The sequence below is a fragment of the Paraburkholderia bryophila genome, from assembly GCF_013409255.1.
Lineage (GTDB): Bacteria > Pseudomonadota > Gammaproteobacteria > Burkholderiales > Burkholderiaceae > Paraburkholderia.
Genome location: NZ_JACCAS010000001.1, coordinates 4,363,239 through 4,388,997 on the forward strand (window position 1 = coordinate 4,363,239; position 25,759 = coordinate 4,388,997).

Consider the following 25,759-nt stretch of genomic DNA (forward strand, 5'->3'; position numbering starts at 1 on the left):
CGATGAAGCAGACAGCGCAACCCGCCGATCCGCAGTTCGCGGCCGGCGTGCAGGGCAGCAGTCTTTACAACGACGACCTTGCGCCGACCGGCGTCGCGCAACGCACGTGGAGGTGGTATCACTTCGCGGCGCTGTGGGTGGGGATGGTGATGAATATCGCCTCGTACATGCTCGCGGCCGGTTTGACGGAAGAGGGCATGTCGCCGTGGCAGGCGGTCGCGACCGTGCTGCTCGGCAATCTGATCGTGCTGGTGCCGATGCTGTTGATCGGCCACGCCGGCGCGAAGCACGGCATTCCGTACGCGGTGCTGGTGCGTTCGTCGTTCGGCACGCAGGGCGCGAAATTGCCGGCCATGTTGCGTGCGATCGTCGCGTGCGGCTGGTATGGCATTCAGACGTGGCTCGGCGGCAGTGCGATCTATACGCTGCTGAACATACTTACCGGTAACGCGCTGCATGGCGCGGCCTTGCCGTTTCTCGACATCTCGCTCGCGCAGCTCGCGTGTTTCCTGGTGTTCTGGGCGTTGCAGATTTACTTCATCGTGCACGGCACCGATTCGATCCGCTGGCTCGAAAGCTGGTCCGCGCCGATCAAGATCGTGATGTGTATCGCACTCGTGTGGTGGGCGACGTCGAAGGCGGGCGGTCTCGGCTCGATGCTGTCGGCGCCGTCGCAATTCGTGCCGGGCGGCAAGAAGGAGGGCATGTTCTGGGTGACGTTCTGGCCGGGTCTCACAGCCATGGTCGGTTTCTGGGCCACACTCGCACTGAATATTCCCGACTTCACACGCTTCGCGAAAACGCAGCGCGACCAGATCGTCGGCCAGTCGATCGGCTTGCCGTTGCCGATGGCATTGCTGTCGGTGATCTCGGTGGTGGTGACTTCGGCAACGGTGGTGATCTACGGCAAGGCGATCTGGGATCCGATCGACCTGACGAGCCGCATGACGGGTATTGGCGTGGGCGTCGCGCTGATCATCCTCACGCTCGACACGATGTGCTGCAATCTCGCCGCCAACCTCGTCGGCCCGGCTTATGACTTTTCGAGCCTGTGGCCGAAGGGGATTTCGTATCGCGTCGGCGGCATGATTACCGCGACCATCGCGATCGTGATGATGCCGTGGAAGATTCTCGCCACCACGCAAGGCTATATCTTCACGTGGCTGGTCGGTTATTCGGCATTGCTTGGACCGGTCGCCGGCATTCTGATGGTCGATTACTTTCTGATTCGCGGCACCCGGCTCGATCCGCGCGAACTGTTCGACGAGCACGGCGAATACAGCTATACGGGCGGCTGGAATATCGGCGCGGTGGTCGCGCTGGTGATCGGCGTGCTGCCGAATCTGCCGGGCTTTTTGCATACCGCGTTTCCGGCTTCGTTTCCGAACGTGCCGGCGATCTTCAATACGCTCTATACGTATGCGTGGTTTGTCGGACTCGCGTTGGCGTCGATCGTGTACAGCGCGTGGATGAAGCTCAGCAAAGGATCGAGCGCGCGGGTAGCGAGCGCGTAGTGCCTGATGCGAGCGTAATGGATAGAGGTAGCACCGAAACCAGCAGTTCATAAGGAGGCGGCAACATGACGACCCTGATTCGCGGCGGCACGATTATCGACGCGGAGAACACGTATCGTGCAGACGTATTGTGTGCGGATCCGCAGGACGGCGGCACGATCCTGCAGATCGGCGTGGACCTCGAAGCGCCGGCCGGCGCCACGATTGTCGATGCCGGCGGCCAGTACGTGATGCCCGGCGGTATCGATCCGCACACGCATATGGAACTGCCGTTCATGGGCACCACGGCGAGCGACGACTTCTATACCGGCACGGCGGCGGGCTTGTCGGGCGGCACGACCAGCATTATCGATTTCGTGATTCCGAGCCCGAAGCAATCGCTAATGGAAGCGTTCAACGCATGGCGTGGTTGGGCCGAGAAAGCCTCGGCGGATTACGGCTTTCACGTTGCGGTCACCTGGTGGGACGACTCGGTGTATCGCGACATGGGCACGCTGGTGCATGAGCATGGCGTATCGAGCTTCAAGCACTTCATGGCCTACAAGAACGCGATCATGGCCGACGACGAAGTGCTCGTGAACAGCTTCTCGCGTTCGCTCGAACTCGGCGCGCTGCCCACCGTGCATGCGGAGAATGGCGAGCTGGTGTTCCAGTTGCAGCGCCAGTTGCTGGCGAAGGGCTTCACGGGTCCGGAGGCGCATCCGCTGTCGCGTCCGCCGGAAGTGGAGGGCGAAGCGGCGAACCGGGCGATTCGTATCGCGCAAGTACTGGGCGTGCCGGTGTATATCGTGCACGTGTCCTCGAAAGACGCGGTCGACGCAATCGCGCGAGCGCGCAGCGAGGGCTTGCGCGTATTCGGCGAAGTGTTGCCGGGCCATCTGGTGATCGACGAAGCGGTGTATCGCGATCCCGACTGGACGCGTGCGGCGGCGCACGTCATGAGCCCGCCGTTCCGTTCCGCCGAGCATCGCGAAGCATTGTGGCACGGTCTGCAAGCGGGCCAGTTACACACTACCGCGACCGATCACTGCGTGTTCTGCGCGTCGCAGAAGGCGATGGGCCGCGAAGACTTCACGAAGATTCCAAACGGTTGCGGCGGCGTGGAAGATCGCATGGCGGTGCTCTGGCATCACGGCGTGAATAGCGGACGTCTCACGCCGAATGAATTCGTGCGTATCACGTCGACCAATGCCGCGCAGATCTTCAACCTCTATCCGCGTAAGGGCGCGGTGCAGGTCGGTGCGGATGCCGATCTCGTGGTGTGGGACCCGAACGCGAGCAAGACGATTTCGGTGAAGACGCATCATCAGAAGGTCGACTTCAATGTGTTCGAAGGCATGACCGTGCAGGGCGTCGCGATGCACACGCTGACGCGCGGCGCGCTCGCGTGGACCGATGGCGAGTTGCGCGCGGTGCGCGGCGCGGGGCGTTATCTGAAGCGGCCGCCGAATCCGGCTTACTTCGACGCGATCCGCGTGGCCAACAAACGCAAGGAGCCGCATCCGGTGGAGCGGTAGTCTTTCTGTAAGCCCACCAGGGGCAGTGCCGTGGTTTTCCACGGCACTGCCCTTTCTTTTGCCGCCGTGCGGTTAGTCGCCTTAGCCGCGTTAGCCGTGGCAGCACCCCTCCCGTGTTTTCCCCGATGGCGTCCTGCCCGCGTTCCATGATGCGATGCATGCCGTTCGTCCTATCTGCTATAACGTCGTATTCGACAATATGTCGGCGGTCACGGCTGTCGCCTTAGCACGTATGCGCATATTGATCGGAAACCTGATCCTTTGTAAAAGCATGAGCCCTTTGCTACAGTCCGCCCACTCTGCCGGGCGCAAGCGCGGCGGGCCCTGCCCAAGCATCACTGATGCAGCAAACCTGACGGAGCCACCTGATGAAGTCGAAGTCGATTCGTTCCATTCTGCTGATCGCGCTGTTTCAAGCCGTCGCCGTGACCTCGGCCTTCGCCGCCGATGAGCTCGCGCAGATCAAATCCGCCGGCGTGTTCAAGATCGGCACCGAAGGCACCTACGCGCCGTTCACATATCACGACGAGTCCGGCAAGCTGACCGGCTTCGACGTGGAGATCGGCACCGCGATCGCGCAGCGCCTGGGCGTCAAGCCGCAATTCGTGGAAGGTAAGTGGGACGGGTTGATCGCCGGTCTCGACGTGAACCGCTACGACGCGGTGATCAATGAAGTGGCCATTACCGACGCGCGCAAGGTCAAATACGATTTCTCGGACCCGTACATCACGTCGCACGCGGCGCTGATCGTGCAGTCGAATAACACGACGGTGAAGAATTTCGACGACCTGAAGGGCAAGAAGTCAGCTAATACACTGACCAGCAACTTCGGCAAGATCGCAGCGGCGCATGGCGCGGAAGTGATCCCCGTGCAGGGCTTCAATGAGTCGATCGATCTGCTGACCTCGGGCCGTGTGGATGCGACCGTCAACGATTCGCTGTCGTTCCTCGACTTCAAGAAGCACAAGCCGGACGCCAAGGTGAAGATCGTCGCGCTCGATACCGCGTCGGACAGCAGCGACAAATCCGCCGTGCTGATCCGAAAGGGTAGTCCGGAACTGGTGGCAGCGATCAACAAGGCTCTCGCCGACATGAAGAAAGACGGCACCTACGAGAAGATCTCGCAGAAGTACTTCGGCAAAGACGTTTCCAAGTAAGCCCCCACCGCGAGTCTGAATCATGCCGGCATGGTTGCATCTGATGGCGCATTCGCTGTGGCCCCTGCTGTATGCGGGGCTTGTGTTCACCGTGCCGCTGACGCTGGCGTCGTTTGCGATCGGTATCGTGCTCGCGTTCGTCGTCGCGCTGGTGCGGCTGTTCGGGCCGAAGTGGGCGGTGGCGATCGTGCGTTTTTACGTGTGGCTGTTTCGCGGCTCACCGTTGCTCGTGCAACTGTTCGTGATCTTCTACGGCTTGCCGAATGTGGGCATCGTGCTCGATCCGTTGACGGCGGCGATCATCGGCTTTTCGCTGAACGTGGGCGCGTATAACTCCGAAGTGATTCGCGGCGTGATCGAATCGATTCCGAAAGGACAGTGGGAAGCCGCCTATTCGATGGGGATGACGCGCAGTCAGGCACTGCGTCGCGCGATCCTGCCGCAAGCGGCGCGCGTGGCGCTGCCGCCGCTGTCGAATTCGTTTATCGCGCTGGTCAAAGACACGTCGCTGGCCGCGGTGCTGACGGTGCCCGAAGTGTTTCAGGCGGCGCAGCGGATCGCCTCGGTGACCTACGAACCGCTGATTCTCTATACCGAAGCGGCGCTGGTGTATCTGGTGTTCAGTTCGGTCTTGTCGTCGGCGCAAGTCAGGCTCGAACGCAAGTTCGGCCGTCACGCACTTTTCCAGGCAGGTAACTGATGATCCGACTGGAAAAAATCGACAAGTATTTCGGCGGCTTGCGCGTGCTGAATTCGGTGGATCTGAAACTCGAGCCGGGCAATGTCACGGCGCTGATCGGTCCATCTGGCAGCGGTAAAAGCACGCTGTTGCGCTGCGTGAATCTGCTGGAAATTCCTGAAGCGGGTTCGCTCGAACTGGGCGATCAGCGGCTCGAATTCAGTCGCGACAAAAAACCGTCGCGAGAAGCGGTGCTGACGATTCGCCGTCGCACCGGCATGGTGTTTCAGAACTTCCAGTTGTTTCCGCATCTGACGGTGCGGCAGAACGTGATGGAAGGTTTGCTGACCGTGCAGAAGTGGGACAAGGAAAAAGCGCGGGTGCGTGCCGATGAATTGCTGGAGAAGGTCGGCATTGCGCACAAGGCGGACGCGTGGCCGGCCACGCTCTCCGGCGGCCAGCAGCAGCGGGTGGCGATTGCGCGAGCGTTGGCGCCGTCGCCGGAAGTGCTGTTGTGCGACGAGCCGACCTCGGCGCTCGATCCGGGTCTCGCCGCCGAAGTGGTCGAAGTGCTCAAGCAACTCGCCACCGAAGGCATGACGATGCTGATGGCCACGCACGACCTGCGGCTCGCCGCGACGATCGCGCGCGACGTGGTGTTCCTGAATAACGGCGTGGTGAAAGAAGCGGGACCGTCGCGCGAGATCTTCATGCAGCCGCGTGAACCGGAAACGGCGCGTTTCGTGTCGACGTTGACGCACAGTCTGCCGGACTCGTGGACTGAACGAGGTTGAGTGCGAGGTTCAGAGACGGGCCAGACTCTTAAAGACGGCGCAACTATCGCAGGCTCGCTTTCCCGCTGAAAGAGAGTGGAGTGCAATTCGGTATTACAGACTGAGCACGACGTGTTTCGCGGGCAACAATCGCGGCCGATAAAAAAGGGGCGTCCGAAGTGAACCGAACGCCCCTTCAACGACACCAGCCATCAATTGCAAGCTAGCTATTTCACACGGCTACGTCTTGCGCCGCATCGTTCAATGCCGCGTCGAAGAAGCTTGCCTTCGCCTCCGCATTCGCGCGTGCATAGGCACGATTGACGCCGCTGATCACCGCGCGAATCGATGCGGTCACCAGATTGGCATCGATACCGACGCCGAACGCGCTACCTGCCACCTCCGCGCCGGCCATTTCGGCGACGGCCACCGCGCGTGCATCCGCGCCTTGCGTCAACGCGCGTTCTTCATAGTGCTGGATCCGCACCGGTGCGCCGATGGCGTGCATCAGCGCATCCAGCGGGCCATTGCCTTCGCCGCTCAACACGCGGCGCTCGCCGTTGATCTCGACCGTGAGCTTGATGTGTTCACGTCCGTCGCGCTCGGACAGGTTGTGGCCCATGTAATGAATCGGCGCGACGTTCTGGACATACTCTTCCTGGAACAACGCCCAAATTTGCGCGGGCGTGACTTCATGGCCGCTTTCGTCAGTAAAACGCTGCACCGCCGAGCTGAAATCCACCTGCAGGCGGCGCGGCAATACCACGCCGTAGCTCTGCTCGAGCAGATATGCAATGCCGCCTTTGCCCGACTGGCTATTCACGCGGATCACCGAGTCGTACGTACGGCCGAGATCGCTCGGATCGATCGGCATATACGGCACTTCCCACAACGCGTCCGGCTTCTGTACCGCGAGCCCCTTCTTGATCGCGTCCTGATGCGAACCGGAGAACGCGGTGAACACCAGATCGCCGACATACGGGTGACGCGGATGCACCGGCAACTGCGTGCATTCTTCCGCCGTGCGCGCGACTTCGTTGATGTTCGAGAAATCGAGCTCGGGATCGACGCCTTGCGTGTACAGATTCAACGCGAGCGTAACGAGGTCGACATTGCCGGTGCGTTCGCCATTACCGAACAGGCAGCCTTCGACGCGATCCGCGCCGGCCATGACCGCGAGTTCCGCCGCCGCGACCGCGGTGCCACGGTCGTTATGCGGGTGAACCGAGACGATCAGCGAATCGCGGCGCGCGAGATTGCGGTGCATCCATTCGATCTGGTCCGCGTAGACGTTCGGCGTGGCCATTTCGACGGTGGCGGGGAGGTTGACGATCGCCTTGTGGTCCGGCGTCGGTTGCCAGATGTCGAACACGGCGTCGCAGACTTCCTTCGCGAAGTCGAGTTCGGTGCCGCTGAAGACTTCCGGGCTGTATTGCAGCGTGAAGTGCGTTTCCGGCGATGCATCGGCGAAACGCTTCATCGTGCGTGCGGCCTTTTGCGCGAGTTCCTTCACGCCGCTCTTCTCGAGACCGAAGACGATCTTGCGGAATTCCGGCGCGGTCGCGTTGTACAGATGGACGATCGCACGCGGTACGCCACGCAAGGATTCGAAGGTGCGTTCGATCAGGTCGTCGCGGGCTTGCGTCAACACTTCGATGGTGACGTCGTCCGGAATATGGCCGCCTTCGATCAGCTCGCGCACGAAATTGAAGTCGGTCTGCGACGCGGACGGAAACGCGACTTCGATTTCCTTGAAGCCGATCTGTACCAGCGTCTTGAACATGCGCATCTTGCGCTGTGCGTTCATCGGCTCGAACAGCGCCTGATTGCCGTCGCGCAGGTCGGTGCTCATCCAGATCGGCGCGCGCGTGATGGTGCGCGACGGCCATTGGCGATCCGTCAAGTTGATCGGCTTGAACGAGCGGTATTTGGTAGCAGGGTTCTTCAACATTTTCATCATCCGAGGGTGAGACCAGATAGCTGGGAATCGACCGGACGACGAACAGATGCAACAACGCGCCGGTCGGAAACCGGGGCTGGGTCAGTTACTGGGGAATTGAGCGGTGCTTCGGGTGTAGCAGATTCAGATGGAAGCGCGCAGCAGCAGACCTAGCCCGGTAGAGGGGGCTAGTAGTAGCGATAGGATGGTCTGGGCGCGGTACATAGTGCGCAATAGGAACATATTATTGGGATGGCGTCAAGCGCCATCCCGCCTGCGGCTCGTGTGGACGCCGCTGCGGACGCCCTTGCTGGCGCCGCGGATTTATTGCGCCGGTTTTACGAAGCGCAAGGTCATGCGGTCCGATTCGCCGATGGCCGCGTATTTTGCCCGGTCGACATCGCCGCCCTCGTAGGTGGGTGGCAGCGACCAGACGCCGTGCGGATAGTCTTTCGTGTCGCGCGGATTGCTGTTCACTTCGCTGCGGCCGATCAACTGGAAGCCGGCCGCGCGCGCGTGTTCGATCACGTAGTCTTCGGTCACGTAGCCGCTATCGATGGTTTGTTGCAGCGAGGTGCCGGGCGCCGCGCGATGTTCTTCGACGCCGAGTATTCCGCCGGGTTTGAGCGCGGCGTAAAACGCGCGCAGGTTGACGTCGATCTGGCCGTCCTTGATCCAGTTGTGGATGTTGCGGAAGGTCAGCACGCGGTCGAAGCGAGCGTCCGCCGGAATGCCGGTGAACTCGCCGGCCTTCAGCTTGCCGACCACCACGTTGCCGTACACGGCGGGCGCGGCGGCGAATTTGCGCGCGAACGCGGCCCGGTTGGCTTGCGTTTCCGCCGATGGCACGGCTTGCGGGCCGTCGTATTCGGCCTCGTAGAGCTTGCCTTGGCCGCGTAGGTACGGCGCGAGGATTTCCGTGTACCAGCCGCCACCGGGCGCGATCTCCAGCACGGTTTGCGACGGCGTCAGTTCGAAGAACTGCAAGGTTTCTTGCGGATGACGGTAGAGGTCGCGCTGGCGAGCTTTGTCGCCGCGTTGCGGGCCGGCCACTGCGGCTTGCAGTTGCGCCGCGTTGGCTGGGGTGGCGGCCGGGTTCGATGCGGATGACGTTGCCGATGACGTCGACGTGGTCGGGCCGGCGCATGCCGCCATGAGCAGCGCGGCGCTGAGTGCCGCGAGCGTGCCAGACAGCGCGCGGGCTTTCGGATTGGGGTTGGCGTTCATGAGATCCATTATCGGGGCGTTCGCGCTGCGGGGAAATCGGCAATCGGAATAAAGATAGGCGCTTGCGGAATTTAGCGCTGGTGAAGTTACCGAATCCGAACCGGACAGCGGCGCGTATAAATAAAGGGATCAGCGTTGGCCGCGCGCTGGATTGCCGGATAGCTGGATCGGATACCGCGGACAGGATCAATTCTTTTCACTTTGCCGGAGGCAGCCATGAAACGAACGTCGAGGACATTGAAGGCAGTACGGATCTTGCTGTGCGCCGCTGCGTGCGGGATCGCTGCGCAGGCGGGCGCTCAGGGCCTGAGCGTGCAGGACGACGTCAACGCGCCACAAAACGGCTTGCGTCTGATGCCGAACGCCGCGCGCGGCAGCGAATACCCGACGCACGGCAACCAGCAGGCCGGCGAGATGAACCTGAATCCGACCGACCCACGCGCGCAACTGGTCAACGGCTTGCCGAACAACACGAATGCGGGCGGCTACGGTTCGCCGCTCGCGGGCGTGCGCACGTATGTCCAGCCGACGGCCATGCCGTCGATGCCGGCCAATTGAGGGTTCAGATGGAGAACGGCCGTGCCGCATCGCGCGCTGGAGCGCAGCGCATCTCCGCACGGGCCCGTTTGCCGACTCATTGAAGCTTTGCGCCTGTTAGAGGCCGAATACGATCCGCAGCGTGTCGTTCTGCACGATCACGGACACGCCGATCACCAGCAGGATCAGCGGCAGCAGTGCCGTGCCGTAACGCCGGATCGGCGCGCCGAGTAACGGATGTTCGACGAGCCACACCGCTCCGACGCACCACAGCCCGATCATCACGATAAACACCAGCGAGATGAACATGCCGTCAGCATACGAATGGCTGGCGTACAACGGCACGTAGACGGCGATGTTGTCCGAACCGTTGGCGACCGCCACGCAGGCGACCGTCCACCAGGATGAGCCACCGCGCACCGTGGCGGGCGGTGCGGATGCGCTTGCCGGGTTGGCGCTGGGCGGGCTCGCCGGAGTGGTTGGCGCAGTATTGCCCGGCCCAAACCGTTCCCATGCCTTGGCGAGCCCGACGCCGATCGGCAGGATGCCGAGCAGACCGACGTAACCGGTGGGCAAGCGCGTCAGCAGTGCCGCCAGCAGAATCGCCGCCACGATCAAGGCGAGCGAGCCGGCAAATTGCCCCACGATCACGCGACGCCGCTCACGTCCCGCTTCCGCGAGAAAGGCGAGCAACACGAACAGATTGTCGATGTTGGTGGCGGCGTAAGCCGCAATGGCGAGCAGGGCAAGGCTAAGCATGCGGGAAAGCCGGTCGATACGGGGTGAGGAAACCGGCCTGCGTCCCGTGAAGGACGCAGGCGGGAAAGAAAGCCGCGCGTCGCAACAGCGGCGGCCGGTCAACACGATGCCGATACGCGCCTACGAGGTCAAGGTTTTGAGGTGTCGCATACCGTTTTGCGCGAGGTTCACTTCTCCCGGACCGCGTGTCACACAGACAGTAGCGGCCGGCGTCGAGTGTCCGCCCCGTAAGCTACAATTGCCGACGGCTTGAAAAACGGAACATCAATGAAGATTCGGATTCTCTCCCTCGTCTGCGTCACGACCGCTGCCACTTTGCTGGCCGGCTGTGCCGTCTATAAGAACCCGAGCGCATGCGAGCAGTTGATGCGAAGCAAGCTGGCCGAAACCTCCACGGATAAGCTGAAGATCGATCACGCAGGCGCGGCAATCGACGGTACACGCGTGGTGGTCGAAGGGTCGATCGAACATGTGATGACGGCGTCGGAAGTGGCGGCCGCTACGCCGCCTGTCGTGCCGAAGGCGGTTGCGCCGGTTGCGGCTTCAGCGGGGCAGATGGCGCAGATGGCATCTGCGGCTTCGGGCGTGCAAGCGGTGTCGACGGCTTCGGCCGGATTGTCGGCTTCGACTCCTGTCGCGGCGGCAAATGCCTCCGGCGCATCGGAAACAGCGCCGGCAGCCGTGGCCGCAGCAGCCTCGAACGCCGACGCGCTTTCGCTCAAAAACGCCAAGCCGAAGAAGACGACAACGGCCGCCGCTGCCGAGTGCACATTCCATGGCGAGACGCTGGGTGTGTTCACCTGGCTGGCGCCTGCCAAGCTTGCCACGCCGCCTGCCGAAGCCGCCGAGGAGTAAATCTCTCCGGTGCGTTGGCGTGTCGTGACACTGGCGAGCGTGCCATCAGCCGGTGTCTCGGCCGAGCCGCCTCAGGATCGAGCCCGAGCCTCAGCCTCGATCCTCTAGCCAAACCGCAAATTCTCAACCAACGCTAAGCCCAAACAACTGAACCACCCTCAAGCCATCGCCTCCGCGCGATGGCTTTTCTTTTCCCGCATCAGTTTCCGCACACACTCGCTAAACGCCTGCGGCCGTCCCTCGAAGCAACGCTCCACCGCCCGCGTATCGATCAACTGCTGCCGCAACAACTCGCGTTCGTCGCGCGAGTCGATCATCCGAACTGCGGCGGCGATGTAATCCTCGACGCTGTCAGCCGTGGTCCATGACGGCATGCCTACCCGCTCGAACAGCGCGCCGTCGATCCGCTCGAACACCTCCGCACCGCGTTTGCAGACACCCGGCAAACCCAGCGTGAGCGCGTCGACGATGCCATTGGTGTTGCCGAACGGAAACGGGCTGAGAAACAGATCGGCGCGATTGACGCGCGCCAGATAGCTCGCGTAATCGTGAAAACCATGCACGACGGCGCGCGGCAGCGCCCGGCCGATCACGTCGCGGATTCGATCCAGTGGCAAACCTGCGGGCACGCCGCTCATGAAATGAAACTCGACCGGCGTCGCGGCGCGCGCGCCGATCTCGCGGCAAGCGTCGAGAAAGCCGGGATTCAGCTTCATCGCGCTGGCCGTGACGACGACCTCCAAAGTCTCGCGCGACGGCGGAATCCGCGCGACGATTTCCGGCAGCGACACCGAAGGGCGATACGGCTGGCCGTCCTTCGGCAGCTTCATCAGGCGCTCGCTAAAGCAGGCGGGGTCGCCGACGTAATCTTCTTCGACACTCACATAGTCGATCTTGTCGGAGTGCGTGGTGGCCGGGTGGCCCAGGCCGGCGATCTGCAGCGGCGCGACGCGCAGATTCGACATGAACACGCTCAGCACAAACATGCCCACGCTCGGCATATACAACACGTCCGCCTTTTCGGCCTCGGCAAAGTCGCGAATCGTCTTCAGGCATTCGCCGATGTATTCCGGCTGCTCCAGTTCAATGAAACGATCGAACACCGCGCGCCCGATGTCGTCGATCGCGTAACCGAAACCGAAGCCGACCACCTCGAAATGTTCGCGCGCCGCTTCCAGCGTACGCGAGTGCGTGCGGTAGATCGAATGAGCGCCGCCGAACCACTCCAGCACGACCAGCATCAACGGTTTCCTGCCGCTCCGCGTACGGTTTTTCGCCGAGGCTGAAGCCCGTGCCGGTTTTGCCGCCTCCGCCTCCGCCGGCAGGTCCGTCAGTCCCAGTTGAGCCAGTTTGCGGCGCACCAGTACGTTGATGTCCCGCTTGATCTCATGCCGCCGTGGCGAGTCCGCGTAGCTGCAGAACATGTAGGCGTTATGCAGTAGGGCGGTGGGCAAGTCGTCGAGGTCGTCGATCTGCCGCAGCTTGCCGGGCAGCCATTCGATCAGCGCTTCGCGTTTGACATGCGCGCTCGGCGAGCCCTTGAAAGTCGGCGCCAGCAGCACGAGTGCGAGACTGGCCGCGAGGGTTTTGTCGTAAGCCCACAGCGCGGCGAAGTCGATCTCCAGTTCGGACTCGGTCGAATAGAGCACGCACAGTTTCTCGACGAAGCCGTCGCCGGTAAGAAACTGCGTGTTTTCCGGGCCACGTGGGTTCAGGTGACGGCTTACCGGATCGGCGTTGCCGAACGGGGTGGTGGAGAACACCAGGCCGAGCCATTCGTGCAGCGTCAGAAACAATCTGAAGCACTCGGCGGGCAACTTGAAATCCGGGTCGACGAACAGCGCGGACGACGCGCTCGCGAGACGGCTGCAGAAGCGTTGGCGCTGCTCGCTGGGCGTGAGGTCGAACATGCCCGACGCCACGAAGCTGTGGTCCAGCTTGCCGCGCTTCTGCTGCAAAAGCGCCAGCGCGGCGACGAGTTGGATCGACGCCTTGACATGCTGACGCGTGTAGACGAGTTGCTCGAAGTGGTCGAGCGAAAAGGTGGCTTCTTCCATCGGGCTAATTTCTCGAAGTACGCATGACTAACTAAATCGAAGCGACGTTAGTCGAAGCCGAGGATTATCGCAGCCGACAAATATCAAATTGACCTGTCCCACGGATTCGAGAAGTTTCCGCATCTGAAAGCGCCGTCTCGATGCCGCGCGTAAGGCGAATCTGTCAGAACCGCCCCCAGGTTCAGAAAGCGTAATAAGGCCCCGGTCCCGCCGACGTCACGCGTGCCGAGATGGCGGTGTAGACACGTCGTCCGAAGAAGAACGGCAGGCCCCAGCCGAAGCCGCTGCCGGCCACGCCGGCCAGGTTGTCGAAAGCGTTGTTCGCCGAGGCGAACAGCACGTTTGAATTGCCGATTTCGAACGACACCGGGTTCGACGCGCCGTTCGTGCCGGAAATCGCGGCGCTGGCGGCCTGCGTTGCGCTAGGGCAATACCAGAAGCCACACTGCGGCAATTGCGTATTGCTGAAGAAGAGCCCGTTCGAGCCGCTGTCGATATAGCTTTGAGAGTACGTTTGTCCGGCGCTCGTGGTGACCACGAAGCCGGTCTGCGAATCGGCTTTGACGACGCTCGCGCCGCCGAGCGTGTTGTTCGCCTGGGTGTCGATCCCGAAGATCAGCGAGCCGGCGACGTTGGCCGCACCGCTGTCGGCGATGGCCGGCAGGTCGATCACGACGCCGTTGTTGTCGAGCGCGAAGCGGCTGACCGGGTTGGTCACCTGCTGAGCGAGGGCCTGAGCGCTCGCTACGCAGGCGCCGTTCGCGTCGCAACTGTAGTACCAGCGCGGCAAGGCGGCATTGACGCAGGCGGCGCCGCAGTCGGCCGCGAACAGGCCGACGCCGAGAATGCCGTTGGAGCGCAGGCTCGCGACCGTCAGCATGGCCGGGCCGGAGGCGGCGCAGTCGGTGGGGACGGTCGGCGCCGCCGGGTCGGAGATCAACTGGATCGGGATCGACGCGGCTAGCTGGCCGGCCATGCGCACGTCCGCGCTGCGCACCGCGCCCCACGCGTAGCCGCCGCCGAACACCGCGCACTCGCCGGCAATGCCGTCGCCCGATGCGATCGCCGCGAGCAGGAGGCTCGCCGGCAGCGCCGAGGCCAGAATCCGCAAGCCGTGCGAGCCGGTGTCGACCTGAATATTGTCGACGGTCGCGCAGTTGTCGGTGCCGGGCTGGCAGACGGTGACGCTCGTCGTCAGCATGTTGCGCGTCAGGCCCGGCGCGGTGGTGACGGCGATCGGCTGGACGTTGGGAAGGGTCGATTGCGGCACCGACGTGCTGGCGGCGGGCGTGGACGCGCTGGCCGGTGCGCTGGCGCCGAGCGGGGCAACTGCGCCCGTTTGGGTGGCGCTGGTCGGCGTGCTGCTGCCGCCACCTCCGCCGCCGCAACCCGCGAGCGCGGCGGAAACGAGGACCAGCGTGAGCAAAGAGAGGGACGGGGTCATGGTGCGAGAGGTCTCCGGCGCGTTGTTTTTTGTGAGTGCTGGCTTGGGGCTTCGGGCTTGGGGCTTGGGGCTTGATGCACGGCGGGCGGACACATCGCCCGCCACCGTCCATTACCGAAAGTCATCCGCCGCGACGCCGGCCGGCAATGCCGATGGCAGCCACGCCCGTCCCACATAGCCGCGCATGGGACCGCCGGACTCCACGATCACGTCCGGGCGGACCACGCGCGACGCGTGCAGATTGCCGCTCGCCGTCGACGCGGCGGCGCCGCTGCGGTACGACGCCGCGTACGGCCCCAGCAGCGCCTGCAGATCCGGCATGGTCGGGCCTTGCCACGCATAGGCGACGATCCGCCCGGTGCTGGTGGCGTACTCGTTGACGGTCGTCGTGCCGGCATCGGTCAGCGTGCGCAGGCGCAGCGCGCCGTTCAGCAGGGTTTGCGGCATGGCGCCGGTCGAATCGGCCTGGAGCGGCATCGCGCCGCCCAATTCGGCGTGCGCAGGGACATTCGCGCAGAGGAGGGGAAAAGCCAGCGCCGAGACGGTCAGGGCCTGACAAACACGCGTTTTTTGCATAGCAGTCGATCTCGCGATGGAAGCGCTCAAACTTTATTGAGACGTCCAATTCAAGATAACACTGAGGTTTCCTGATCTTCTTCTGGCGGGCGATTCGCTGGATCGAGCAGTCTCAAAATTGGCGTGCGAGACGAGCAAAAAAGGCCTTTAAAACAGGGATCTGACGCAGATGTCGGATACGTCTGACAACGATTTAGGAAACGTTGCGGATTGTTAAATATGCTGCATGGAAGCCGGTTGAAAACGATCGCGGCCGAGTTTTTTTCCGTGACAGAAAACGCTTCGCGAGCGTCGCAAAGACGTAGCGCGAACGTGCTGCCCCAGCGGCTCGACGAGACCGCGCACGCTGCTCATTTCTCAGGCAAACCCCAGTTTTTGCACACGACTCGCCGGGATCGGTAAAATGTTGGGTTGATCCACGGAAACTTGCCGTGGCGTAGCGGAAGGATTCCCCGAACATGACTGATCTTCGTCTTACCAAGCGGTTTGCAGTAATGCTGATGGCAGGCGGTCTGGTCGCCGGCTGCGGCACGTCGTCGCCGACCAAAATCGACTACAAGAGCGACTCGAAATCGAAGCAGGTGTCACTTGCCGTCCCGCCGAACATGATCGACGAGACGGCCGATCAGCGTTCGTTGCCTCCGCAAGGCGGCGAAACCTCGTTGTCCACGCTCAAGCAGGTTCAGGCGCAAGCCCCGTCGGCCAATACCACGGTGGTGGTGCCGCCGGTCACCGGCATGCACATCCAGCGCGACGGCACGGAAAGCTGGCTGGTGATCGACAACAAGTCGCCCGAGCAGGCCTGGGCGCAGATTCGCCGCTTCTGGCAGGAGCAGGGCTTTCTGCTGGTGGTCGACCAGCGAGACAAGGGCGTGATGGAAACCGACTGGAACGAAACCCACGCGCAGATCAACGACGGCCTGATCCGCAGCACGCTGTCCAAGGCCATGGGCAACAGCTACGTGAGTTCGGAGCGCAACAAGTACCGCACGCGCCTCGAAACGGCGCCGAACGGCGGCACGTATGTGTTCATCAGCCAGAAGGGGCTGCGCGAGGCGATCACCGGCACGAACAACGATTCGACCAAGTGGGAAGCCAAGCCGAACGATCCGGGCCTCGAGCAGGAATACCTGAAGCGGCTGATGGCGGCGCTGGCGCTGGCCGACTCGCGCAAATCGGGCGACACGCAAAGCGCGGATCTGTCGCCGGCCGGCACGCAAACCGCGCCGAACGCGGCTACCGCAGGCGCCAAATCGGCGGCAGCGGCCACCGCGGCGCAAAACGTCGCGCTGTCGGCGCAGCAGCCCATGCCGGACGCGGACACGCCGAACACGCAGGCGCAGTTCTCGTCGACCGAGCTCACGCTGGGCGAGCCGTACGACCGCGCGTGGTTGCGCGTGGGCCTCGCGCTGGATCGCAGCAACTTCACGGTTGACGACCGCGATGCGAGTCGTGGCCTGTACTTCGTGCGCTATGTCGATCCGAAAGATCTGACGTCGGCGGAGCAGGGCTTCTGGAGCCAGATTTTCCACGGCAAGAAGGAAAAGGTTGCCAAGCAGTATCTGGTGAACGTTCGCGCGGTCACGCCTAACCAGACTCGAGTAGCCGTGGTCAACGACAAGGGCGATGTCGATCAGACACCGCAGGCCAAGCAGATCATGAGTCTGATGGTCGACCAGTTGCACTGAGTCGTAGCTGCTGTGCCTGCCGCGAGTGGCGATAAGCCGCGATAAACCGCGGTAAGCCACGGCAGGCGGCCACAGCACTCCAAAAACCCGTCCGGAATTCGTCCCGGACGGGTTTTTTTTCGCCCGCGAATATTGCCGGGTACTCACCCACCGCCGGGCGAGTCCGCATCCGACACCGACCCGACGGTGGCCTGACGACGAGCACGTGTTTTGCTTGACTCCGACATGCCGGGATGAGCCGGCAATCAACCGGAGTTGGCCATGTTCGACGTGATTCCTTACTGGATGTGGGCGGCGAGCTTGCTCGTCCTGGCGCTTGTGTGCGGCGCAGCGTTGAACCCGCGTGAATTGCGGCCGCCGGCGGGGCTGCGTCTGCGACACAGTACGGCGCAACGTCCGAAGTGGCCTACCCATTGAGCGCCGACGTGCCGGCCGCGTATGAATCGAACGTATGCGGTCGCCATGTGCGGCCGCATGTAACGTGACGTTACCCCGGTGACGTAACTGCCGAAGCCTGCTTTGCCACCTTCCTCCGTCTCACCCTCTCGCCATAAATTCCAATAAAAATCAAACGCTTGCGAGATTTATCCGCTGACTTCCAGAAACTGGCACACAAGCTGCTTTTATAGATTCATGGGGCCGGATTGGTTGAGCCGACGTGGTTTTCCAAGCAGGGGTTCCAGACGATTCCAGCATCGGACGATGAACCGGTGCTGAGCCCGATGATGGCCTGCGCAACGCGCGCGCGGCCTCGGTGGCCCCGTCGCCTATCCTCGTAGGGCGACGGTTTCGCCCGCACTCCGAAAGAGTGCGGGCTATTTTTTTGGCGACGCGCAATACGTGGCCGATGAAGACGCAAACAACGAGACAACGCGACGAGCGCCGAACTTTGTTCTAGCCCGAGCCCATTCCTGAGCCCGAGCCCATTCCTACTCAGGTATCGGCGCGACGCGGCCCGACCCACGGCAGCCGCTTGATGACGCCGGTAGCGAGCGCGGTGCCGACCAGAATCACGCCGCAGCCTTCCAGCATGCCGGGCGACACGCTTTCGCCGAGAAACAGCGCGCCCCACAAGATGCCGAAAATCGGAATCACGAAGGTCACCGTGATGGCGCGCGCCGGTCCGGCCACCGCGATCAGATGGAAGAACAACATATACGCGACGCCGGTACATGCGACGCCCAACGCGATCACCGCGCCCCACGCATGCAGCGAGATCGGCGCGGCCGGCCAGTAGATCACCGCGAGCGGCAGCAGCACGATGGTGGCGCCGGTCATCGTGCCGGCGGCGACGGTGAGTGCATCGACGCCGGTCAGGTGGCGCTTGGTGTAGTTGGCGGCGATGCCGTACAGCAGCGTGGCGCCGAGCGCCGCGCCGGCCGCCAGCGCGGTGGTCAGCGGCGTGGCCGCCGAACTGCCCGGCGCGGCGATCTGGTCCCACACCAGCATCAACACGCCGAGAAAGCCGATCACGAGGCCGAGTGTGCGCAGTCCGCTCAGCCGGTCGCGCAACCAGACGAACGCGACCAGCGCGCCCCACAGCGGCGTGCTCGCATTGATCACCGACGTGACGCCGGCCGACAGCGTCAGCTCGGCGTACGCGAACAGGCAGAAGGGCGCCGCCGAATTCAGAATCCCGACCACCAGCAGCGGAAAGGCGCGCGTGCGCAGGATCGTCGCCGATTGCTGCAACGGCCGACGCGCGATCAGCACGATGATGAGGAAGGCCGCGCCGATGCCGACACGCAGCGCCATTAGCGGCGCGACGCCGAAATCGGCCACGCCGACGCGGATAAACAGAAAGGACGCGCCCCATAGGGCGGCGAGAATCAGCAACTGGAGCAGGTTTTTAGCATTCATCGAAGTGGCGCCGCGCGCGGTTGAGTCGAGACGCCAGCGCATCGTAGCAGCGCGATCGCGCGAAACGTTTCAGCCTGGAATGAAACGGCAAGATGCGGGAGAGTGGGGGGCGTCGGATAAAGGGGATCGTAAGCGCTGGAGCGGCGTATGCAAAACGAGCAATTCTCACGCTGATGTGAGAAAAATTACGATGGCGATGGCTGCGCGGATGGGGAGGTGCACGCGGGGTGGCGCGCATACGGCGAGATCGTGAATTATTTTGCGGTAGCGCCGAGTCGCGGAGTACGGGAATACGGAGGTACGGAATCACGGAAGTCGGCCGCAGGTAGGCAGCGGCCGACTGCCTTCCCATCTTCCTAATGCGGAATCATCCCCTGCAACACATTTTGCTGCAGCCACACCAACACCCCGAGCAGTACCGTCAACAGAATCGAATGCTTGAAGGTCCGCGCGAACACCACGCCTTCCTTGCCTTTGAGCTCGGTGGTCGCCACGCCGGTCGAGATGTTTTGCGGCGAGATCATCTTGCCCATCACGCCGCCCGACGAATTGGTCGCCGCCATCAGGATTGGATTGAGATTCAACTGATGCGCCGCCACCACCTGCAGGTTGCCGAACAGCGCGTTGCCCGATGTATCGCTACCCGACAGAAACACCGCGACCCAACCAAGGAACGCCGACACCAGTGGAAAGAACGCTCCGACCGACGCCGCGCCCAGACCGAGCGTGTAGGTCAGCCCCGAGTAGTTCATCAGATACGCGAGCCCGACGATGGTCGCCACCGTCAGGATCGCGATCCGCGTCTGCACCCAGGTGTCGGCGATCGCCTTGCCGAACTCGCTCGCGCTCAGCCCGACCACGAAAGCGGTGATGATCGCCGCGACCAGAATGGCGGTGCCGGTGGCCAGCGGCTGGAAGTCCCACACGGCGCTATACGGCGTGTTGTACAGGGTAATGAACACGGCCTTGTCGAGTCCGGGCCACGGCACCTTGACGTCGCCGATCAGGAAGATCTTCGCGATGGTCCAGATGATCACCACCACCGACACGATGATCCACGGATACCAGCCCTGGCCGCCGCCGATCTTGCCGCGCACCTCGCCGACCCGGTCGATGTTGATCGCGAACTTCGGATCCACCGCCGGCCGCCAGACGCGCAGGAACGCGATAGTCAGGATCAGCGACACCATCGACGACAACACGTCGGTCAGGCTGTAGTTCACGTAGTTCGACGCGACGAACTGGGTCAGCGCGAAGCTCGCGCCCGACACCAGCAGCACCGGCCACACGCGCAGCATGTTGCGAAAGCCGGCGTACACGCCGATCACATAGAAGGGCAGCAGGAACGCGAAGAACGGCAACTGGCGGCCGACCATCTTGGCGAGCGTATCGGCCGGCAGATGCGTGACCGCGCCGAGCACGGTGATCGGCACGCCCAACGCGCCGAACGCGACCGGCGCGGTGTTGAAGATCAGCGTGAAGGTGAGCGCTTCGAGCGTCGGAAAGCCGAGCAGGATCAGCAGCGAACTGGTGATCGCGACCGGCGTGCCGAAGCCGGAAATCCCTTCGAGCAGCGCGCCGAACGAGAAGCCGATCACCACCAGTACGACGCGCCGGTCGTTCGGCAGATTGTCGATCATCCACATGCGGAAGGCCGCGAAGCGCCCCGAGCGCTGCGAGATGTTGTACAGCAGGATCGCCGTGAACACGATCCACATGACCGGCCAGCAGGCGAACACGGCGCCGTTGGCGACCGAGTCGAAGGCGAGTCCCACCGGGAATTGCCAGACGAAGATCGCCACGATCAGACCGACGATCAGCCCCGCGAGCGACGCCTGCCAGGCCGGGCGTCGTGCCCAGCCGAGCAGGAGCAGCACCACGATGATCGGCAGCGCGGCGACCAGGAATGAGGGCAGCAAAGCGTTGCCGACCGGAGTGAGTAGTTGATGAAACATCGCGTCTCCTTCGTTGTTGTTCGGACTCGACGCGGGACCACACACTAAGGGGCGCGTCGTTAGGACGGATGGGCGCCGGAGGCAACGGTGAGGTCGGCCGGGGCGCTTATTTAAACGGGTACTGCGTGCGGTTCTACAGAAGCATAGAACTCGGCTGGGGCAGGTCAAGAGGGGAAACTACGGGCGCGGGACGAAGGCGGGGCAGCGTTGCGCGTCGCCTGACGGATCGGGCGACGCGTTGAGCATGACAGGGGTGTCGCGCGGCGCTTGAGACGGTCGCGCGAGCGTATCCGGTCGAGGGTTCACGAACGGAACCGGCGACCCGATACGCGAGCAGAAGCGGAGAAAGGGAGAAGCGGAGAAGACCGGCGCCAATCAGTGTCAATCAGCGCCAATCAGCACAAATCAATGCCAGTGGCCGTGCCCGCCGCCGCCCCAGCCGCCATGGCCGCCCCAGTAGCCGCCGAAACCGAAGCCGATCGACACCGACGGCCCATACCAGCCCGGATAGCCGCCGTAATAGGCCGGGTAGGCCGGATAGACCGGCGGCGCATAGTAGGCGGGATAAGCCGGCGCGACATAGACCGGCGGAGGCGGAACTACTGCGGTCGCGTAGGTGGCCGGCGGTACCTGCTGGGCCGCCCGCGCTTGTTGTGCCTGTTGTGCCTGCAGTTGCTGCTGTTGTTGTATTGCTGCGGGATCGTTTTGCGCCACGCCCAGATCCTGCTGGGTCGCGCCGGCGGGGACCGTCGCGTAGTACGGCGAGTAAGCGCCCGGATAATAGCCGTACGGGTAATAGCAACCGGACAGCGTCAGCACGCAGACGGCGCCGCCGAGGGCGATACCGGTTTGCGAAAGACTGGACAGGCGACGATAAAAACCGCGCGGCAGCCGTTGGCCGAACGCACGGAACGAATTGACGACGCGGGACTTCATGACGCGCTCCTGGTTATATCGAACGCCGGCCGGCGGCGTTATCCCATGAGCTTACGCCGCGTAGGATGCGTGCAGGATTGCAAAACCGTAACGGCTTATTTCAGGTCATTGCAAAGCATGGGCGAGGCGGCCGACCGGTGTCGCCGATGTCGGCCGCTCGCGCGAAACCGTTACTTGCCCACCTGATTACCGATGATGCCGCCCGCCGCCGCACCGCCCACCGTCGACAGCGCATTGCCGCCGATCGCCGCGCCCGCCGCGCCGCCCAAGCCCGCGCCGATGGCCGTATCGCGGCCTTGCCGACTCATGTCGTCACAGGCGGAAAGGCTGGCCACCACGGCGATAAGTGTGGCAAGCGCACTGATTTGTCGGATCGATTTCATGATGCTGACTCCCGTGGAAAGTGAGTTGTTCGTAATCCAGCGTTTCCCTTCTGTCAGCATGCGGCGTGCCTGGTGGTAAGCCGCTGAACGAACCGATCAACCAGAAAGCCAACGAAAAAACCAACAAAAAAGCCCGCGCAAAGGCGGGCTTCGGTGCTGCAGCACAAACTCGTGCGCTCAAGGGCGATGCAATCGCATCACCCGCCAAACGCTTCAACCGTTATTGACGCTGATAAATCTCCGCGCCCTTCTTCAAGAACTCGATCGACTTCACTTCCATGCCTTTCTTCAGCGCTTCGTCGTCGGTGACGCCTTGTTGCGCGGCGAATTCGCGGACGTCCTGCGTGATCTTCATCGAGCAGAAGTGCGGACCGCACATCGAACAGAAATGCGCGACCTTGGCCGAATCCTTCGGCAGCGTTTCGTCGTGGAATTCGCGCGCCTTGTCCGGGTCGAGGCCGAGATTGAACTGGTCTTCCCAACGGAATTCGAAGCGTGCCTTGGACAGTGCATTGTCACGCACCTGCGCGCCCGGATGGCCCTTCGCCAGATCGGCGGCGTGCGCGGCGAGCTTGTACGTGATGATGCCGGTCTTGACGTCGTCCTTGTTCGGCAAGCCGAGGTGTTCCTTCGGCGTGACGTAGCACAGCATGGCCGTGCCGAACCAGCCGATCATCGCCGCGCCGATACCCGACGTGATGTGATCGTAACCCGGTGCGATGTCGGTAGTGAGCGGTCCCAGCGTGTAGAACGGCGCTTCGTCGCACCATTCCAGTTGCAGGTCCATGTTCTCCTTGATCAACTGCATCGGCACATGGCCGGGGCCTTCGATCATGGTCTGCACGTCGTGCTTCCACGCGATCTGCGTGAGTTCGCCGAGCGTCTTCAGTTCGCCGAGCTGCGCTTCGTCGTTGGCGTCGTAGATCGAGCCGGGACGCAGGCCGTCGCCGAGCGAGAAGGCCACGTCATAGGCCTTCATGATTTCGCAGATGTCTTCGAAATGCTCGTACAGGAAGCTTTCCTTGTGGTGCGCCAGGCACCACTTCGCCATGATCGAGCCGCCGCGCGACACGATGCCGGTCATGCGCTTGGCGGTCATCGGCACGTATTGCAGACGCACGCCCGCGTGAATCGTGAAGTAGTCGACGCCTTGCTCGGCCTGTTCGATGAGCGTGTCGCGGAAGATTTCCCAGGTCAGATCTTCGGCCTTGCCGTTGACCTTTTCCAACGCCTGATAGATCGGCACCGTGCCGATCGGCACCGGCGAATTGCGGATGATCCACTCGCGCGTTTCATGAATGTGCTTGCCGGTGGACAGATCCATCACCGTATCGCCGCCCCAGCGGATCGCCCACGTCATCTTGTCGACTTCTTCGCCGATCGACGACGTCACGGCCGAATTGCCGATGTTCGCATTCACCTTCACGAGGAAGTTGCGGCCGATGATCATCGGCTCGCTTTCCGGGTGATTGATGTTGTTCGGGATGATCGCGCGGCCGCGGGCGATTTCTTCACGCACGAATTCCGGCGTGATCGCGGTGAGGCCGTTCGGACCGAACGCGCTCGCGCCGAACGCCTGGCCCGGGTGCTGGCGGCCCATCATCGCGGCGAGTTTTTCGCCGTTCGGGCCGCTCGTCTTCAGGCTTTCCAGATACTCGGCGCGGCGCTGGTTCTCGCGAATCGCGATGTATTCCATTTCCGGCGTGATGATGCCCTTGCGGGCGTAGTGCATCTGCGACACGTTCTGGCCGGCGATCGCGCGGCGCGGGGTGCGGTGCAGGCCCTGGAAGCGCAGTTCGGCGGTCGCGGTGTCGGCTGCGCGTTCGCGGCTGAAGTCGCTCGACAGACCCGTCAGCGCTTCGGTGTCGCCGCGCTCTTCGATCCACGCCTGACGCAGCGCGGGCAGACCGGCGCGAATGTCGATCTTGGCGTCCGGATCGGAGTAGGGGCCCGACGTGTCGTAGACATAGACCGGCGGATTCTTCTCGCCGCCGAAGCTGTCCGGCGTATCCGCTTGCGAGATTGCGCGCATCGGCACGCGGAGGTCGGGACGCGAGCCGGTCACGTAGATCTTGCGGGAATTCGGCAGCGGCGCGACAGCGGCTTCGTCGACGTGCGCGTCGGCGGAAAGGAATTTCGGGTTGGCGTTCATGCGTTTATCTCCTAGGTTGACCGGAGTTGGCGCTTGAATGCCTATTCCGGTCCCATGCCAATGCAATGTGGGGCGGCTAAGCAGGAGACGAGACGGAAGAAGTCGGAAATCGCGAGAGATGAAACAGTAGACCAGGTGCGAAATCCGTACGCTTCCCTGCGCTGGCATTATCCAGATCAGGTTCAAAGGGTATTTCTCACCCACGCAGCACGGACCTCCAACCTCCGTGCGACGCAGGACCCCCGCGTTAGCAGCGCACACGATACACCGGCCGGGCGCTGCTTGGCAACCTGTCTTGAAAAGTCGGATACCGGGTATCACTGCGGGTATCACTGCCGCCGGCCGCGACCTATTGTTCTAGAGATAAGCCTCACAGGCATGCTGCGGCGCAACGATTCGCGCCGCTGCGTGGCCGCTTCACAGCGTGAAGTCGTCGGCGGCTTCGGGTTGGAACAGGATCTTCTCGAGCTTCAGCACTTTCTCGGCGCCGCTCGGCGGCGTGAAGCGAATCTTCTCGCCGCGTTTGGCGCCGAGCAGCGCGAGACCGAGCGGCGAGAACACGTTCAGACGACCGCGCGCGAACTCGGCCTCAGGCGGATAGACGACGGTCCACGTCATCTGCTCGCCGCTGGTTTCGTCCACGAGAATGGCCTGCGAATTCATCGTGACGATGTTCGCGGGAATCTCGCGCGAGTCGACGATCACGGCGCGTTCGAGGACCTGGTCGAGCATGTCTTGCAGCCGGGCGTCGGCGCCGGGCGCGGCCGCGTGCTTCTCGAGACGGGCGACGTCGAGTTCGGTCAGGTAACAGGTTTTCGTCTTCTTCACGACGGGTACTCCAGTGCGATCTGCGGGTAAGGGAACGGCATGCGGAGGAGATCGGCCCGGCGCCCCACTACGCGGCTCGGGCAAGGGAGCGGGCTGCGTTAGATCGGGCGCCGGGCGGCGGAGAGCGGGAGAAGTCGGGGGAGTGTTCGGAGAAGCGTTCGACGAAGCATTCGGGCCGGCTCGCCGCTGCGCTGCGGAGCGAATTCCTTGCGCGCGCAACCGGTTGCGCGGCAAGGGCGCAAGCGGGTGTGGGCTCGGGAAATCGGAAAGCGCATGGAGTTGACCGGTAGAGTTCGGGATCGAATCGGTTCGGCGCCGCGGGTGCATCGAACGCGGCGCAATTGAAAGGAGAATGTTAGCACGGGGTCTTGCGTCGCTTCGTTCGACGCCGCGACGAGCCGTCTGCGTGGCGACGGATTCGGCTTTGCTTGGGTGTGTCATTCAAGGCCGCGCATGCCGGTGCCGTTAACGCGCCTGTCAGACGAGCCGTACTCAGCGTGACGAGTCGCGCTGCGCGGCCCGCCTGGGGTGATCGCGGGCGCCGATGTTGCGCTGCAGGTGAACGGTGGTGTGAGTTCGGCTTCGAGCGGCAGCGTGGCCACGCGCTTCGTCGAGAGCGACGGACGGCTCGCTTCGGCGACTCGCGACGGTCACTACAAGTTCGGCCGTGACGGCGGCGTGATGTCGTTGTCGCCGAAAAACGTCGCACCGGACACGCGCGTGACGGTGGTGATGAGTTACGACTGAGCCATTCGCGCTGAGCGGCCAGGCCAATAGAAATAAATTTGGAAAGACCTGTCATAAGCGGCCGGGCGGTTCGACAAACGTGCAGATCCTGATGGGAGCACGTCATGCAAACCGCCCGTACCCGCCGCGCTGGTTATCGGCTATTAACGCAGTCAGTAACGCAACTGTTCACTCGG

General features: G+C 63.0%; 23 protein-coding genes and 1 riboswitch. Of the genes, 11 read left to right on the plus strand and 12 right to left on the minus strand.

Annotation, left to right across the window (positions count from 1 at the left end):
• Positions 1 to 2: 2 nt before the first annotated feature.
• The 5 genes from GGD40_RS19620 (at position 3) to GGD40_RS19640 (ending at position 5,661) form a co-directional block, all read left to right on the plus strand.
• Entirely contained in the window at positions 3 to 1,514 is a 1,512-nt protein-coding gene (locus tag GGD40_RS19620) for an NCS1 family nucleobase:cation symporter-1 (protein ID WP_179744609.1), read from the plus strand.
• A 65-nt stretch (positions 1,515 to 1,579) separates the two neighbouring features.
• Positions 1,580 to 3,031 (plus strand): dihydropyrimidinase, encoded by a 1,452-nt coding sequence (gene hydA / locus GGD40_RS19625; protein ID WP_035546744.1) that lies wholly within the window; start codon positions 1,580 to 1,582, stop codon positions 3,029 to 3,031.
• A 368-nt stretch (positions 3,032 to 3,399) separates the two neighbouring features.
• Entirely contained in the window at positions 3,400 to 4,188 is a 789-nt protein-coding gene (locus GGD40_RS19630) for an amino acid ABC transporter substrate-binding protein (protein WP_179744610.1), read from the plus strand.
• Between the two features lie 22 nt (positions 4,189 to 4,210).
• Positions 4,211 to 4,888 carry an amino acid ABC transporter permease gene (locus GGD40_RS19635; RefSeq protein WP_035546740.1) on the plus strand — a complete coding sequence of 226 codons (678 nt, stop codon included), beginning with the start codon at positions 4,211 to 4,213 and terminating at the stop codon, positions 4,886 to 4,888.
• Positions 4,888 to 5,661, plus strand: a complete 774-nt coding sequence (locus tag GGD40_RS19640) for an amino acid ABC transporter ATP-binding protein (protein ID WP_179703708.1) — start codon at positions 4,888 to 4,890, stop codon at positions 5,659 to 5,661. Before GGD40_RS19635 ends, GGD40_RS19640 begins: the two co-directional genes overlap by 1 nt.
• Positions 5,662 to 5,872: 211 nt before the next feature.
• Here the strand turns inward: GGD40_RS19640 and leuA are convergent, their stop codons facing one another.
• A complete protein-coding gene (leuA, locus tag GGD40_RS19645; protein WP_179744611.1) occupies positions 5,873 to 7,591 on the minus strand; it encodes a 2-isopropylmalate synthase in 1,719 nt (572 codons plus the stop codon).
• A gap of 312 nt (positions 7,592 to 7,903) precedes the next feature.
• Complete coding sequence (locus tag GGD40_RS19650; protein ID WP_179744612.1) at positions 7,904 to 8,815, minus strand: class I SAM-dependent methyltransferase; 912 nt, start codon at positions 8,813 to 8,815, stop codon at positions 7,904 to 7,906.
• 207 nt (positions 8,816 to 9,022) lie between these two features.
• Here GGD40_RS19650 and GGD40_RS19655 point away from each other — a divergent pair, with 207 nt between their 5' ends.
• Positions 9,023 to 9,364 (plus strand): hypothetical protein, encoded by a 342-nt coding sequence (locus GGD40_RS19655; RefSeq protein WP_035546730.1) that lies wholly within the window; start codon positions 9,023 to 9,025, stop codon positions 9,362 to 9,364.
• Positions 9,365 to 9,460: 96 nt separating this feature from the next.
• Here the strand turns inward: GGD40_RS19655 and GGD40_RS19660 are convergent, their stop codons facing one another.
• Complete coding sequence (locus GGD40_RS19660; protein WP_179744613.1) at positions 9,461 to 10,102, minus strand: cadmium resistance transporter; 642 nt, start codon at positions 10,100 to 10,102, stop codon at positions 9,461 to 9,463.
• 267 nt (positions 10,103 to 10,369) lie between these two features.
• Here GGD40_RS19660 and GGD40_RS19665 point away from each other — a divergent pair, with 267 nt between their 5' ends.
• A complete protein-coding gene (locus GGD40_RS19665; RefSeq protein ID WP_179744614.1) occupies positions 10,370 to 10,957 on the plus strand; it encodes a hypothetical protein in 588 nt (195 codons plus the stop codon).
• A 158-nt stretch (positions 10,958 to 11,115) separates the two neighbouring features.
• Here the strand turns inward: GGD40_RS19665 and GGD40_RS19670 are convergent, their stop codons facing one another.
• The 3 genes from GGD40_RS19670 to GGD40_RS19680 all read right to left on the minus strand — a co-directional run bounded on the left by GGD40_RS19670 (position 11,116) and on the right by GGD40_RS19680 (position 15,034).
• Positions 11,116 to 13,014, minus strand: coding sequence for a glycosyl transferase family 1 (locus GGD40_RS19670; protein ID WP_179744615.1), 1,899 nt, complete (start codon positions 13,012 to 13,014; stop codon positions 11,116 to 11,118).
• A 181-nt stretch (positions 13,015 to 13,195) separates the two neighbouring features.
• Positions 13,196 to 14,458 carry a DUF3443 domain-containing protein gene (locus GGD40_RS19675; protein ID WP_179744616.1) on the minus strand — a complete coding sequence of 421 codons (1,263 nt, stop codon included), beginning with the start codon at positions 14,456 to 14,458 and terminating at the stop codon, positions 13,196 to 13,198.
• A 111-nt stretch (positions 14,459 to 14,569) separates the two neighbouring features.
• A complete protein-coding gene (locus GGD40_RS19680) occupies positions 14,570 to 15,034 on the minus strand; it encodes a DUF2844 domain-containing protein (protein WP_179703714.1) in 465 nt (154 codons plus the stop codon).
• A 458-nt stretch (positions 15,035 to 15,492) separates the two neighbouring features.
• Here GGD40_RS19680 and bamC point away from each other — a divergent pair, with 458 nt between their 5' ends.
• Together bamC and GGD40_RS19690 are read left to right on the plus strand one after the other, a co-directional pair.
• Positions 15,493 to 16,722, plus strand: a complete 1,230-nt coding sequence (gene bamC, locus GGD40_RS19685) for an outer membrane protein assembly factor BamC (protein ID WP_179703715.1) — start codon at positions 15,493 to 15,495, stop codon at positions 16,720 to 16,722.
• A gap of 261 nt (positions 16,723 to 16,983) precedes the next feature.
• Positions 16,984 to 17,139, plus strand: coding sequence for a hypothetical protein (locus GGD40_RS19690; protein ID WP_179744617.1), 156 nt, complete (start codon positions 16,984 to 16,986; stop codon positions 17,137 to 17,139).
• Between the two features lie 516 nt (positions 17,140 to 17,655).
• Here the strand turns inward: GGD40_RS19690 and GGD40_RS19695 are convergent.
• The 4 genes from GGD40_RS19695 to GGD40_RS19710 all read right to left on the minus strand — a co-directional run bounded on the left by GGD40_RS19695 (position 17,656) and on the right by GGD40_RS19710 (position 21,856).
• Positions 17,656 to 18,582, minus strand: a complete 927-nt coding sequence (locus GGD40_RS19695; protein WP_257030440.1) for a DMT family transporter — start codon at positions 18,580 to 18,582, stop codon at positions 17,656 to 17,658.
• A 356-nt stretch (positions 18,583 to 18,938) separates the two neighbouring features.
• A complete protein-coding gene (locus GGD40_RS19700; RefSeq protein ID WP_179744619.1) occupies positions 18,939 to 20,537 on the minus strand; it encodes an L-lactate permease in 1,599 nt (532 codons plus the stop codon).
• A gap of 405 nt (positions 20,538 to 20,942) precedes the next feature.
• The gene (locus tag GGD40_RS19705; RefSeq protein ID WP_179744620.1) at positions 20,943 to 21,473 is read right to left on the minus strand and encodes a hypothetical protein; all 531 of its coding nucleotides are present in this window, start codon (positions 21,471 to 21,473) and stop codon (positions 20,943 to 20,945) included.
• Positions 21,474 to 21,643: 170 nt separating this feature from the next.
• Positions 21,644 to 21,856, minus strand: coding sequence for a glycine zipper 2TM domain-containing protein (locus GGD40_RS19710; protein WP_179708563.1), 213 nt, complete (start codon positions 21,854 to 21,856; stop codon positions 21,644 to 21,646).
• Between the two features lie 65 nt (positions 21,857 to 21,921).
• On the opposite strand from GGD40_RS19710, the gene GGD40_RS19715 reads away from it, so the two are divergent.
• Positions 21,922 to 22,083 (plus strand): hypothetical protein, encoded by a 162-nt coding sequence (locus GGD40_RS19715; protein ID WP_179744621.1) that lies wholly within the window; start codon positions 21,922 to 21,924, stop codon positions 22,081 to 22,083.
• Here GGD40_RS19715 and thiC read toward each other — a convergent pair.
• Together thiC and GGD40_RS19725 are read right to left on the minus strand one after the other, a co-directional pair.
• Positions 22,077 to 24,008 carry a phosphomethylpyrimidine synthase ThiC gene (gene thiC, locus GGD40_RS19720; RefSeq protein ID WP_179744622.1) on the minus strand — a complete coding sequence of 644 codons (1,932 nt, stop codon included), beginning with the start codon at positions 24,006 to 24,008 and terminating at the stop codon, positions 22,077 to 22,079. The two genes, GGD40_RS19715 and thiC, sit on opposite strands and share 7 nt — an antisense overlap.
• A 135-nt stretch (positions 24,009 to 24,143) precedes the next feature.
• Positions 24,144 to 24,262, minus strand: a riboswitch (TPP riboswitch).
• Between the two features lie 163 nt (positions 24,263 to 24,425).
• The gene (locus tag GGD40_RS19725; protein ID WP_179703721.1) at positions 24,426 to 24,836 is read right to left on the minus strand and encodes a GreA/GreB family elongation factor; all 411 of its coding nucleotides are present in this window, start codon (positions 24,834 to 24,836) and stop codon (positions 24,426 to 24,428) included.
• A 570-nt stretch (positions 24,837 to 25,406) separates the two neighbouring features.
• Here GGD40_RS19725 and GGD40_RS19730 point away from each other — a divergent pair.
• Positions 25,407 to 25,583 carry a hypothetical protein gene (locus GGD40_RS19730; protein WP_179744623.1) on the plus strand — a complete coding sequence of 59 codons (177 nt, stop codon included), beginning with the start codon at positions 25,407 to 25,409 and terminating at the stop codon, positions 25,581 to 25,583.
• Positions 25,584 to 25,759 lie beyond the last annotated feature (176 nt).